The sequence below is a fragment of the Janthinobacterium sp. GW823-FHT06H09 genome, from assembly GCF_058794735.1.
In genome coordinates this window covers 117,311-130,673 of record NZ_JBXAHC010000008.1, presented here as the reverse complement: position 1 = coordinate 130,673, position 13,363 = coordinate 117,311, and the positions used below count along the sequence as shown (strand labels likewise).

Genomic DNA, 13,363 nt, shown 5'->3' with positions numbered 1-13,363 from the left:
CATTGCTCCAAGGCACGCTATCATCACGCCTTTACAAGATAGCCGGGATGACAATGAAAGCAGCATGGCAAGTGTTGGTGGCGGCAGCCGTATTGGCGGCCGCAGGCGTACAGGCGGCGCCGACAGTCGGCGAGTGCATGGAACTGACGACGGGTGTCAAGTTCAGCAAGAACAATGGCGACGCGCAAGTCAACGTCGAGGAAGTCTTCGAAGGCAAGAAACTCAAGGGTATCCAGCTGATCCTCGACGGCGGCGTCTTGCTGGCCACGTCCTACCAGGACATCCGCGACGGCCAGGTCTTCCTGACGGGCACGGTCCATTACAACGAAGACGGCACAGTGCGCAGCAAGAACGTCTACGCGCCGCAGTCCGCCATCCCCGCCAAAATGCGCCCGGGCCAGGAAGTGCGCGTGCAATTCACGGACACGCAAACGAGCACCCACTACCCGCTGGCGGGCCTGTCCGACAAGATCACCACCTCCACGCGCACGGACCAGCGCGATTTCTCGATCACCTTCCTGGGCTGGGAACGCCTGGAACTGGGCGGACGCCGCTTCCCCGACGCCTGCAAGTTCGAATTGCGCGACGTGGGCGGCAAAAGCAAAGGCAAGAGCGGCGAATACGTGTGGTATGCGCAGGGTTTCGGCGTGATCATGACGGACAAGATTGACCAGGCTGGCGACGTGCAGCCCGCGTACCGCATCGCATTGACGAAAATTATCAGCGCACCATAAATGCCTTGACAATATTGCGCTAGAATCGGTGACACACTTCTTACTAGGAAATCATGTCGCCGATCGAACGCAAATGGTGGTTCATGCTGCCCGTCATGACGGTCGCCGCCGTCGCCACCCTGTTTCTGCTCGACAGTGCCAACGTGCCGAACACGAACCTGTTCGCGCGCAGCCTGATTTTCGGCCTGTGCTTCGCATCGCTGCACCGCGGCCTGTCGTTCTGCATCTGGATGGGCCTGTTGTGGGGCGCGCCGGGGCTGGCGGACAGCAAGCTGACCGAGGGCAAGCCGGCCAGCCGCTAGCGCCTGCACCTACGGCATCGCTGCCTTCTTTCCCGCAAAGTTTGCGTACGCGCAACTAATCCGCCATCGCGCCCCTCTACACTGTCCTGACTGGTCAGCATGGAGCGGCGATGGCGTATCCCAAACTTCCCTACACCAGCGGCAAGAGCACCGCCCTGCTGCACTGCGACCGCATGCAGGACGCCATCGTGCGCATCCGCCCTGAACTGCCCGGCAACGTCATCGTCATCCATGGCGTCAACGACGTAGGCACCAGTTTCGGCGCCGTGGAAAAGGGGTTATGCCAGGGACTCGATGCACGCATGTATGGCGGCGGCCACGTGTTCACGCCAGCCGCCTACCGCATGCCGCAGGCGTCCGACAAGAAGGAAGCCCTGGCCGACCCGGACGACGTATTTTTCAAGCGCCAGCCTGATGAGACCACGTACAGCCCCGTGATCCCGTTTTACTGGGGCTTTCGCGAACGCAGCAACGCGAGCAAAATGGTCAACGGCCAGAACACGGACCGCTACGGCAACCGCCTGGACAAGGACATGTCGAAGAACGGCGGCCCGTTCGGCAATGCCACCAACACCCTGCCCGACATGTGGAACAAGGGCTTGTTTTCGCCATACGACGTGGGCGGCGACCCCGTACGGCCCCTGATGACGGCGCCGGGCCGCATGTACATGGTGCTGGCCGCCAAGCGCCTGGCAGCCCTCATCGCCATGATCCGCGATTACGACAGCAACGACGTGGTCTCCATCGTCGCGCACAGCCAGGGCTGTTTAATCTCGCTGCTGGCGCAGGCCTTCCTGCTCGACGAGGGCAAGCGGCCCGCCGACACCTTGATCCTCACGCATCCTCCCTACAGCCTGGTGGAGGACACCACGATGTTCTTCGGCGCGGCGGAAGCTAGCCGCATCTTCGGCGGCGGCCGGGATGCGGTGATGGAAGAGCAATACGATGCCATCGACAACCGCCAGACCCTGCATGCGCGCCTGCAGACGCTGGTGCAGATCGTGCAGGGCGTGGTGGCAAAAAAGCATGCCAGTCCGGCCTTTGCGCAGATCAAGGATCACGCCGTCTGCCATGGCATGGCGGGCGCGGCATGGCGGGCGGAAGCGGACCGCGACAACCGGGGTAAGGTCTACCTGTACTTCTGCCCCGAAGATATGACGGTAGCGCTGGACAATATGCAGGGCATCGGCTGGCAAGGCATACCCGACTACATCGACGGCCATCGTCTGTCCAAGACCAAGGGCAAGACGGACAAAAGCATCTGGGGCGACGGCCCCACCTGCTGGGAAAAGGAATTCCAGCGCCGGCAACCGCTGGCGGAACTGGGCAAGGGATTTTACCAGCGTGTCTTTACCAGCAAACAGCGCCTTGACGCGACTGGAAAGAACAACGGGCCGGTGCTGGTGGGCCAGCCGCCGCACGACTTCGCCCTGCGCCTGGAAGGCGAGGACGACCACGCCCATGTGGCCGGCGCCAATCGTGGCCATCGCGGCAGCCATGCCGAGGCACCATGGCCGCCCGTCAAACCCGGCAAATGGAATATCTTTTCAACGGAATCAGGTCGGCGTGAAGGCTTGCGCACGATCAATGGCGAAGCGCTGCGCGCGCCCAGGGCGGCCGTGCTGGACGGCGGCGAGATCCGCCCTGGGCAATTCCCGAAGGATTCCGACCAGGCCAGGCTGCCGCGCGACCAGCAAGGACCGTGCGAAGAAGTCGACCCCATCGATGCAGCCATCGCGGTGACCAGCACGAAAGGTTTGCGGATGCGCAAGCAGGAAATCATCGCCGACCCGCGGCCGAAGCAGCATCGCATCCCCGAATTCGGTGCCGGCATGTTCGGCGCGGGCGAGCGCGAGCAGGTGGAAAAAGCCCTGAACCTGGGCAAGGAAGCGGGCGACCAATGCAGGATAGACCGCGTTTCGCGCCATCCGGGCAGTGGCGACAAGCTGATTGTCGACCGCGAAGAGACCCCGAATGAGGCGCGCAAGCGCTGGCAGAACGAGGTCAGCCCCAAATCCTTCCACGGCGCCATCATCGGCAACGCGGAAAACCACCGCAACGTGACGGCGTATGACGTGGCCATTGGCAGCGGGAAGGCGAGCAGCGATCCGCAGTTTTATCAGTATTTGTGTGCGGTGGCGGATTGGCGGCTGCAAAACGACAAAAAAAATCCTATAAGAAAATCCATCCTGAGATGGGAGGATTTCATGAAAAAATTTGCAATCTATTGGGCTGCAGAACCTCTACAACGCAAGCAAATCATTGAAGGTAATGCACATTACTACAGTTCGGGAGACTTACCTGCCTTTGTGCCCGCACTGCAAACAGGCCTGCCGTCTACCGTCGTTTGTGAAACAGTGAATGGCAGGCGTACCGAATCGGTCGTCACTCCTTTTGTACATAAAGCCAGCGATGACATTCCACGATGAAAAAATTTTTCCCAAACTTGCTCTCTCCCTTCTGCGTAACCCTCGCATTGATGACTCTGCTATTGCTTGGGTTTGTATTGATCAGTCCTACTTATTTACAGGAGTCCACGATGAGCAGCAAAATATGGCGCCACCTGCAATGGCTGTTGCTGATCCCGCCCATCGTCGCGGCTACATTGCTCGGTTCTCGCTGGCTGCATTCGTCCAAGCCTGTGGCCGTCGCAACGCCGCAAGTACAGCAGGCGGCGCCCACCGAGCAGGACAAGCGTGAATATGTGCTGGAAGTGATCGGTCTGGGCGTCACCCTGGACAAATACCGGCAGGGCAAGCTGTGGGAAGTGCTGCAGCAGGGAAATGCCTATGCCAGCATCCGTGAACAGGACAAGGAAAAATACACCTGGGATGCCATGCAGAGAGCTGGGATAGCAGGTGGCCGCGGCGGTGACACGCTGGAAAATGGGGCAAGGGACATTCCCATGTATTTTGGCGTCCCTGTGTTCAATGCAGAACCGCCGATCTTTAATTCGCACATGCTGGACAGCCCCGACTCGCCGGCCATAGGTCTGGCCGGTGGCGCTGCGTCATCCGGCCTGCACTGGCATCTGTTCGCCAGTGGTCCGCGCCGCCTCAGTGAACATCCGGACCGCATCCTGGAAGATGTATTTGCATTTTTCGATGCCCATCCCGACGTGCCCTACATCGTGCTCAATTCGGAAGACAGCATGCCCACGCGCGATCTGTACAGCCCGGACAACTCGCCACCGCTCACAAGAGACGGCCGCTACATCCCCGAAATGCCCGACGCCTCCGCCCTGTTCGTGCTGGCCCGGCGCGAACGCATCGATGCCGTACGCAAGTTTGCGTATGACGATGCGCCGCCAGAGGACAGCGTCGACGATTTGAATACCTACGGCGTGGCGCGGCGCTTGTATTTGGCCTACTATGATTTGATGGGAACCGTGCCACAGGCACGCCTGGAAACTGATCCCACAGCCATCACCCGGCGCCAGCCCAGCATCGCCGAATGGCTGCCCGTCGCCGCGCAATTCGCCCGGCGCCCCGACATCCGCGGCACGGGCAGCTTCAGCATGCTCGACAGGCTCCAGCACAAGACTTATCACCCGCCGAAAGAGTGGCAGCCCACGCCCTGGTTTCCCCTGCCGTTCAACAAGGAACAGCTGGCGCAGCTGGACCGCCTGCCCACCTTCGGCTTCCTCCACCGGCCCACTTTTATCAGGTTGACGGATGAACACGGCAAGCCGCTGACGCGGCGCGACCAGCGCGAACGTGCCTTGCAGGCGGGCTGGCAGCAAGCCTTGCACAGCTTGCCGGAAACCGACCGTCCCGCCGCACCGGCGCGCCTCATCGCCGCCACGGGCGGCAATCAGGCGCAGCTGCTGGCACTGCACAAGACCTTGCTGAAACATGCGGAAGATGGCGGCACGGAACTCGACAGCGGCAACGTGGCGCAATGGATCGACACGGACCGGCGCCTGGGCAACACGGGCGCGGCCACCCTGTTCGTACAGATGGCCATAGCCGTGATGGGCAGCTACCGCGATGGCGGCGTCAGCGCCGTGGTGAATTTGCGCAATCCGGACGAGGCGACCATCGTGCTGGTCAGCCCGCCATCGGACGAAAAGCGCCGCACGCAAAAACACCCGCACGGCGGCGATGTGCTGCGGCACTACGTCACGCCGGCCATCGACCCGGCGAATTATCCATCGAACTGATTATTTTTCCTGTGCGGCAAGCTGCGCCAAGGCATTCCCCCGCACCTGGAACGCCACCCGCGCCACCGTCTTGCCGGCGTCATCGACGAGGGCCAGCGCGTGCTTGCCCGGTACGGGGCGCCAGCTGATGCTCTCGGCTGCACCGCCCATATCTTTGCCGTCGAGCACCCAGCGCAAGCCGTGGCCGCCCTGCGCCTGGAAGAAGACGCGCTGCAGGGCGGGCGGGATGTCGGGGTCGATGGCGAGGATGCTGTCCTCGGCCGGATACACGATGGCGGGCAGCTTCACGGTGTCGCCCAGCACGGCGATGACGGGGCTTTCCGTGCCCGCGATAAACCATTCGCGGCGCGGCGCTTCCAGCGCGGGCTGGTACGCCACCATCTGCTGCAGCACGCCTGGCGGGGCTTTGGGCGCATGGCTGGGCACGTTCTTATGCAGATAATCCATCACGTCGCGCCACACGGGCGCGGCGCCCGTCACGCCCGACACGTCCCACATGGGCTTGCCGTCGAAGTTGCCCACCCAGACGCCCACCGTGTAGCGCTCCGAGTAACCCATGCACCAGTTGTCGCGCATATCCTTGCTCGTGCCTGTCTTGACGGCGCTCCAGAAATTCGTCCCCAGCTCGTTGCGCAAGCCAAAGGTCATGCTGCGCGCGGCGCGGTCCGCCAGGATATCGCCGACGATGAAGGCGGCGCCCGCCTCCATCACACGGCGTTTGTCCTTGCCAGCCTGCCCCGGCTGCAGGCTGGCCGTGCTGTACAGGCCGCCATTGGCCAGCGCGCGGTAGGCGTTGGCCAGTTCCAGCAGGGTCACTTCCGACGAACCCAGCGCCAGCGAGGGGCCGTAGTATTCGGCCGGTTCCGTCAGGCTGGACAGGCCCACGTCCTTGAGGCGGTTGTAAAAGCCGTCCTGTCCCGTCAGCAGCACCGTGCGCACGGCGGGAATGTTGAGGGAACTGGCCAGGCTGGTGCGGGCGCTGACGTAGCCCTTGAAATTGCGGTCGTAGTTTTGCGGCGCATACATGCCCGACGCCGTGGCGACGTCCAGCGGCGAGTCGTCCATGACGGAGGCGGCCGTCATCAGACGGCGCTCGATGGCCAGTTCATATAAAAACGGTTTCAAGGTGGAACCGGCCTGGCGCAGGGCCGTCACCCCATCGACATGGCTGCCGCCCGCATTGCCGACATAGGCGAGGATCTCGCCGCTGCGGTTATCGAGCACGATGATGGCGCCGTCGTTGACATTGCGCTCGCGCAAAGATCCCAGTTGCTGGCGCAGGTTTTCCTGTGCGAAGCGTTGCAAGGGACCATCGAGCGTGCTGGCGACCTGGGCGCCCGGCTGCTTCAGCAGTTGCTGCGCCACTTGCGGCGCCGGCGCCAGCTCCGCATACAGCGCATTGCGCTGCAAGGCCGTCTGCACGCGCTGGCCGATCATCTGGCAGCTGCTGTCCATGCGCCATTCCTTTGCCAGCGCGCAGGCGCGCCGCGTGACGGTGGCCGGCGGCGCATTCGGCGAGCGCACCAGGCTGGCCAGGATGATGCCATCCGTCTGGTTCAGGCCCGACGGCGCCTTGCCGAACAGGCTGTACGAGGCGGAGGCGATGCCTTGCAGTTCGCCCCGGAATGATACGAGATTCAAATACGCCTCGAAAATCTGCGCCTTGCTCCAGCTGGATTCTAACGCTTGCGCCGCGCGCATCTGGTCCCATTTCTGGCGCAGGCTGCGTCCGCCCGAGGACGCCTGCAAGTCCGCATCGAGCTGGCCCGCCAGCTGCATGGTGATGGTCGAGGCGCCCCGGGCTTTCTTGGCAAACAGATTGTCCCAGGCGGCCGTGGCCAGCGCGGACACATCCACGCCGCCATGGCGCATGAAGCGCTGGTCTTCCGCCAGCAGCACGGCCTGCTGCACGGCGGGGGAAATATCGGCCAGCGGCACCCACGGCAGGCGCCGTACCTTCATGTCCACGCGTAACGATTGCAACGGTGCGCCGCTGCGGTCCAGCAACTGCGCTTCCGAACTGCGGTAGGCGGCCTGCACCTGGGCCGGCGTCAGGACCGCCTCGGCGAAGACCGGGCCGGACAGCAGGCCGCCCATCAGTAAAACTAACCCTTTCACTGCCCCACCTTCACATTCGCGTTCGGCGCTTCGCCAAACATCTCGGGCGAATACATGGCCTCAATACGCGTGGCCGGCAGGCTGAAATCCCCGGCATTGTTCAGGCGCACCGTGTATTCCACGCTCCAGTTACCTTTCGGCACGAAGGCATAGTAGGCGCGGAAAGCGTCAAACGCCCGTTCCTCGAACGTGGGCCAGACCCAGCCCGTGGATTTTTCGCCGGCCGTCAGCAGCTGCGAGTCGCGGCCCAGTCCATTGCCCAGCACCGTGGCGCTGGCCGGTATCGGGTCGTCGACCACTACCCAGCTCATGTCCGCCTGCGCCGACAACTCCAGGCGCACGCGGTAGACGTCGCCGCGCGACCATTGGCCGGTGGTTTTCTGTTCCACCGGCGTTACGGTTTTCTTGATCGTGTAGCCGCTGGACACGGGCGCCTTGAGCGGAATGGCCGCCAGACTTTGCACGGTGGCCCACGGCTTGCCCATGCCGCTGTGTGCCAGGCCCAGGGTATCCGTGCCCGTCGGCCACGCCTGCAGCACGGGGCCGACTTTCGCCGCGCCATTCCACACGAGCGCTTGCGTATCGCCGCCCAGTTTGACGGCACTGGCGCCCGTCACCGGCGTCGACTCGAATTTAGCCGAGAATTTGGCGATGGCCAGGGTGCCCCAGGCGTTGGCCACCGTCGTATCCCAGCGGCCCTTCTTCTGGCGGCCCATGCTGCCGCGCACCAGGCGGCCGATATCGTCCTTCCACGCCGGGTCGTCCATCACGGCCAGTAATAAACGGTTGGCGTTGACGTCGCCGGACACCATCAGCCACCACCAGTTATCCTTGCGCTCGGTGGAAAAGCCCATGGTGGTGCCCTGGAAATTCAGGCGCGAACGCAAGATCTGCTGCGCCTCGGCCAGCAGCGCATCGCGGCGCGCCAGGCCAGGCGTGCGTTGCAGCAACAAGCTCCAGTCGATGACGGCGGAGGTCGGCCACAGGTTCGGGCTGATGCTGATGCTCTCCAGCGCATCGGGCGGCACTTTATTCGAACGCGACAGCGCTTCCAGCGCGGCCAGCTTGCGCACGGCCAGGTCGGTCGTGGCCAGCGCGGAACGGCGCACGATCTTGCCCTGCACGAAGGCCGTCAAGGCTGCTTCCATGCGGTTCTTCGTCTGTTCCGGAATCGCATAGCCCGCTTCCCTGGTGGCCGACAGCACGTAGGCCGTCAGGCTGTCGCTGCCCTGCTCCATGATGGGAAAGTATTTCAGCAAGCCGTCGCCGTCCAGGTAGGCGGGCAGACTGGCGGCCAGCCGGTTCCACGCGTCCTGGTCTTGCAGGGCGATGGCCTTCGACGTGTTTTGCTCGAAGCAAGTGTACGGGTAGGCGGCCATGTACTCGCGCACGCCGGGCAGCTCGCCGCCCAGCTTGGCGACAAAGCTGGTCTGCAGGCCGCCCCGGCCCGGCAAGGCGCCGGCCGGCATTTGCACGGACATATTGACGGGCTTGTCGATCTGCATCAAGGTGGCCTGATACGTGCGCACGGGCGTGGCCTGGCCGACTTTTTGCGTGATTTTCAGTTTATCGGAGGTGTTGCCAAGCCCGCTACCCGCCTTGGCGCTGATCTCCCACACGACCGTTTGCGCGCCAAGCGGCACCTGGTAATCCCAGCCCGTTTCGCGCGCTTCTCCCGCCGCCAGGGTCAAGCTCTGGCGCGGCAGCGCCTTGCCAGCCGCCGTGGCATTGATTTCCACGTTCAAGGATGCGGCCGAGGTGTTGCGCACCGTAAAGCCCGCGCGCAACTGGTCGCCTTCACGCACGAGGGACGGCAAGCCCGACATCAAGATCAAGTCTTGCGAGCTGCGGATATCCGTGCTGCCCGTGCCAAACAATTCCTTGCCGGCACTGGCAATCGCAACGATGCGGAATCCCGTCAAGGAATCGTTGAGCGGCACCTGCACCGTCGCTTCGCCCTTGGCGTCGAGCTTGACGGTGCCCTTCCAGAACAGCAAGGTATCGAACAGCTCGCGGCTGGCGCCCTTGCCGCCGCCTCCGCCGGCCGGAAACGCCTTGCGGCCAAAATGGCGCTTGCCGATCACCTGCATCTGCGCCGTCGCCGTTTCCACCTGCAAGCTGCGCTGCGCCATCATGGTATCGAGCAACTTCCAGCTATCGTTGGGCATCAGCTCCAGCAAGCCCGTGTCGACGGCCGCCAGCGCCACTTCGGCACCGGCCGGCAGCGGTTTTCCGTCAGCGCGGCGCACGCGCACGGACACTTCCGCCTTGTCGCGCGTTTTATACACTTCCTTGTCGGACACCACCATGACGTTCAGTTCATGCGCCTGCCAGCCCACGTTCAGCGGCGCGATGCCCATCTTGTAGGCCGGCTTGCCCAAGTCGACCAGGGCAGTCGGCTGCACGCCATCGACACGCCCCCGCACGACAAACACGGAGACATACACATTCGGCGCGTAATTCGGTTTGACCGGGATGTTCACCACCGGTTCCCGGCCGTTCAACTGGCGCACATAGGTGTCGAGGATGCCTTCGCGCTCGACCGTGATCAGCGCCGTGCCCGAACGGAACGGCATGCGAACCTGCAAGCTCGCTTCCTGGCCCGGCTCATAGCGTTTCTTTTCCGGCAAGACGTCGATGCGGTCGTTGTCGCTGGCATTGAACCACCAGTCTCCGCTGCCGGCCACCCACGTTTCGCGGTTGGCCACGGCCGCATTGCCGGACGCATCCTGCGTGCGGGCGCGCAACACCAGATTGCCGCTGGCGGGCGCCTTCACGTCGCAAGTCAAGAGGCCCTTGTTGTCCGTCTTGCCCGAGCACGCTTGGCCCAGCTTGACCACTTCGCTGCTGTTTTCATACGCATAGAAGCCGCCGATCAGGCGCCGGCGGTGCGAATAGCTGTTGCGCTGGAAAAAGTCGACGGCCACGGGCGCATTCGCCACGGGCTTGCCATTCGTGCCCAGCACGGCCACAGTGAACTTGAAGGCATCCTTGCTCAAGGCCCAGGCATCGGGCTTGATGCCGATCACGACATTCGACGGCCACAGCGGCACGCGCGTGGCGACGGATGCCGTCTCGCCATTCGCATCCTGGAAGGCCATTTCCGCCACCAGGTCGCGCGGCACGGACAGCTGCGGCAGCTGGTCGATGACGATGCGCGCGCCGCCCGCCTTGTCCAGAGTCAAGCTTTGCGTGCGCGCAGCCGTCGCGCCGGGGCCGGAGGGGCCGCCACGGCCTTCATCCTGCCACTCGCCTTCATCGTCGTCGTAGCCCGTGCCCTGTTTGACGAGACCTTCCTTCACGTCACCATTGCTGAAACTATAGTCGGGATAGTCGGCAAACGTTACGCTCTTGTCTTGCAGTACCGTGCGCAGCTTGACGGGCGCGTTGGTGGCGGCGCCGCCGGCCAGATACGTGATTTGCGCATCGAGGGCCAGCTGCTTTGCCTGCACGGTGGGGGCCTTCGGTCCCTGCAGCACGGCTTTCATGGTCGGTACGCGAAACGCTTCCACGCGGAAACTGCCGGACGGACGGCCCGCCATCGTCACGCTGTATTCGCCCTGCTTGGCGTCGGCGGGGATGAGCCAGTCGCTTTCCGCCGTGCCGCCGGCGGACCAGCGCAGCGGTAATTGATAGTTCTGGTCGCTGCCCTGGTGCGTGATGACGACGGAGGTGGCGCTGCCGGGACCGTTGTTCTTGTCGACCAGGCTCATGCCTTCGGCCGTGTGCTTGCGAATAAAGTGCTTCATGTGCACGGTTTCGCCGGCGCGCAGCAGGGTGCGGTCGAATACCGTGGCCAGCAAGGTGTTGTCGGCGCGTGTGTCATCCGTGGGCAAATTGAAACGCCAGGCTTCGATGCCGCCCACCCAGTCCGACAGGGTGAACGTCATGTCGCCGCCGCTGCGCGCACTGATAAAGTAGCGGCCATTGTTCTTGCAGCTGGAATTGGCCAGCTCGCCGGGAATGTGCGCCACGCCGTCCGCGCCCGTGGCGCCTTGCCACAGCAGCTTGCCGGCGCAGTCGCGCACGGCCACTTGCGCTTTCGCAACAGGCGCGCCCTTGTCCAGCGAGGTCACCCACACGAGCGACGATTGCGCGCCATGCTTGAAGTGGGCGGCCAGGTTCGTCACCAGCGCGGCCGTGCGGATATACGCGGTCGTCGGTTTGCCCAGCAACGCCTTGCCGAGGATGGGGCTGGCCAGCTCGACCACATAAAAGCCCGGCTTCTGCAAAGGGATGCCGATCACTTCAAAGGTTTTCCGGCCATCGGCGCGCGGCAGGCTGATGGGGCGCGTGCCGGCAGCGCCCGCCAGCACGGATTTGCTCATGTTGCCCGCATACTGGGCGTACGGCTGCCAGTATTCGCCCCCGTCGCCATTGCCGGCCAGGCGCTGCATCCACTCGATGATGAACTTGTCGTCATTGTCGGGCACGCGCAAGCTGGCGCCCGTGGCGGCAGCCGAGGCTTGCGCGACTTCCTTGCCCGACAGCACAGGCTCGATATTGCGCACGGTGACGGGCAGCAAGCCGTCGCCCTTCGCTTCGATGATGCCGAACGGGGCCGGGAATTTGAGCAGCGGCGGCTGTTCGCCCGTGCGCACCGTCATGGGGAAGCGCGCGCGGTTGAGCAAGGCGCGGCCCGCATCGTCCTTCAAGCCCGGCGGCAAGCTCAGCACAAAACTGGCCTGCACGGGAAATGGACCATTGAAGACAGCGCCATACAGGAATTCCGCCTTTTCTTCCTCTTTTGAAATCGTCGGCGCATAGGTCTTGCCGCCGCCCTTCAGGGTCATGGCGCGCACCTGCGCCGCGCTCACGGGCGCGGAAAACTGCACGCGCATGGGCAGGAAGGGAATGCATTGCTCCTTCGGATTGCTGCGCTCGCAGCTGAACTTGGCCGTGAAGTCGGGACGCGTCTTGAACTGCAGGGTTTGCGCCTTGTTGGTGGCGATACCGCTGACGCTGGCGATGCCCTCGCCCCACACGAGCGACACCTTGGCATTGGCAGGGAAGCTGCGCTTGCATTGCAGCACGGTGACGGGCAAAGGCGGCGCGCCCTTGCTCGCAACAGGCATACCCGCTTTCCACACGACGCCCCGCTTCTTGAAGTACACGGTCAGGTAGCGGTCGAGAAAGCTCTTGCGCAAAGTCAATACCTGCTCCAGCTCCTTGCCTACAAGCCGCCGCACGGGAATCTTTTCATTGATGCCATCGGCGCGGCAATACGCGTTGGCGGCCGCGCTGGCCTCGTTCGGCACGGCGTCCAGGCCCAGCACGAAGATCTGGTTTTCGTCGATGTAGGGCTGGCCGTCATACGGTACGGCCTCGACGATGGCCGGGCCGCCCGTGGAAAAGCGGTAGGACGTGCTTCCCTGCAGGGGCTGGCCCGCCAGATCCTTGAGTCCCGGCTTCAAGGTAAAGCTGCAGGCCACGCCGGCCGGCAAATCGCGCTCGAAATCGAAGTTCCAGTTGCGTTCGTCGGCCCAGCGCCCCGCGCCCGCCACGACGGCCGGCTCGGCCTTGCCGCAATCGATGGCGAACGGCGCGGGCAAGCCCATGTCGCCGAACGGCACCATCGGCGTGGCGAACTGGGCCCGCACCTGGCGCACGGCCTTGACCGTGCCGCTCGGTGAAAACAGGGACACGCCGCTATCGGCCCAGGCTGGCGCCGCCAGGCCCAGCGACAGCAGCAGGCACAGCGGGCCCAGCTTGCCGGACAGCGGGGAAGTAAGAACACGGGACAGGTCAGGCACGGATGACTCCTTGAGAAAAAGTGGCGGAGCTGGCTGCGGCGCGCAAAAGTTGCCTGGCGGAAGCCCAGAAAAACAACAGAACGCGGCCGGAATACAACATCAATGTATTATTAGTTATCAAGCTCATCATTGTTGCTAATATACAGTGGCATGCAGGTGACAAGTCGTACGATTGCCTGTCGCCGCGGTGCCAGGCAATGACCGTGCTTGTAAAAGTTTCACCAATAAAATTAGTTTTTTTCAACACCAAAATCTTTGTCGTGAATCTGCAACACTATTGATATACCGCAATGC

The 13,363-nt window shown here is 63.4% G+C and carries 6 protein-coding genes; 4 read left to right on the top strand and 2 right to left on the bottom strand.

The genetic code is table 11. The features are described 5' to 3' along the window. The first annotated feature begins 47 nt into the window (after positions 1 to 47). The 4 genes from AC1Q6X_RS15450 to AC1Q6X_RS15435 all read left to right on the top strand — a co-directional run bounded on the left by AC1Q6X_RS15450 (position 48) and on the right by AC1Q6X_RS15435 (position 5,198). A complete protein-coding gene (locus AC1Q6X_RS15450; RefSeq protein ID WP_492497739.1) occupies positions 48 to 734 on the top strand; it encodes a hypothetical protein in 687 nt (228 codons plus the stop codon). 53 nt (positions 735 to 787) lie between these two features. Continuing rightward, positions 788 to 1,036, top strand: a complete 249-nt coding sequence (locus AC1Q6X_RS15445; RefSeq protein ID WP_070224926.1) for a hypothetical protein — start codon at positions 788 to 790, stop codon at positions 1,034 to 1,036. A 110-nt stretch (positions 1,037 to 1,146) separates the two neighbouring features. Next, positions 1,147 to 3,465: a T6SS effector phospholipase Tle3 domain-containing protein gene (locus AC1Q6X_RS15440; RefSeq protein ID WP_492497738.1), complete on the top strand. Its 2,319-nt coding sequence runs from the start codon at positions 1,147 to 1,149 to the stop codon at positions 3,463 to 3,465. Between the two features lie 110 nt (positions 3,466 to 3,575). After that, positions 3,576 to 5,198: a type VI lipase adapter Tla3 domain-containing protein gene (locus AC1Q6X_RS15435; RefSeq protein ID WP_492497737.1), complete on the top strand. Its 1,623-nt coding sequence runs from the start codon at positions 3,576 to 3,578 to the stop codon at positions 5,196 to 5,198. Here the strand turns inward: AC1Q6X_RS15435 and pbpC are convergent, their stop codons facing one another. Together pbpC and AC1Q6X_RS15425 are read right to left on the bottom strand one after the other, a co-directional pair. Continuing rightward, positions 5,199 to 7,295: a penicillin-binding protein 1C gene (gene pbpC, locus AC1Q6X_RS15430; protein ID WP_492497829.1), complete on the bottom strand. Its 2,097-nt coding sequence runs from the start codon at positions 7,293 to 7,295 to the stop codon at positions 5,199 to 5,201. 17 nt (positions 7,296 to 7,312) lie between these two features. Then, on the bottom strand, positions 7,313 to 13,069 hold the full coding sequence (locus tag AC1Q6X_RS15425; protein WP_492497736.1) for an alpha-2-macroglobulin family protein: 5,757 nt from the start codon (positions 13,067 to 13,069) through the stop codon (positions 7,313 to 7,315). Between the last annotated feature and the right edge of the window lie 294 nt (positions 13,070 to 13,363).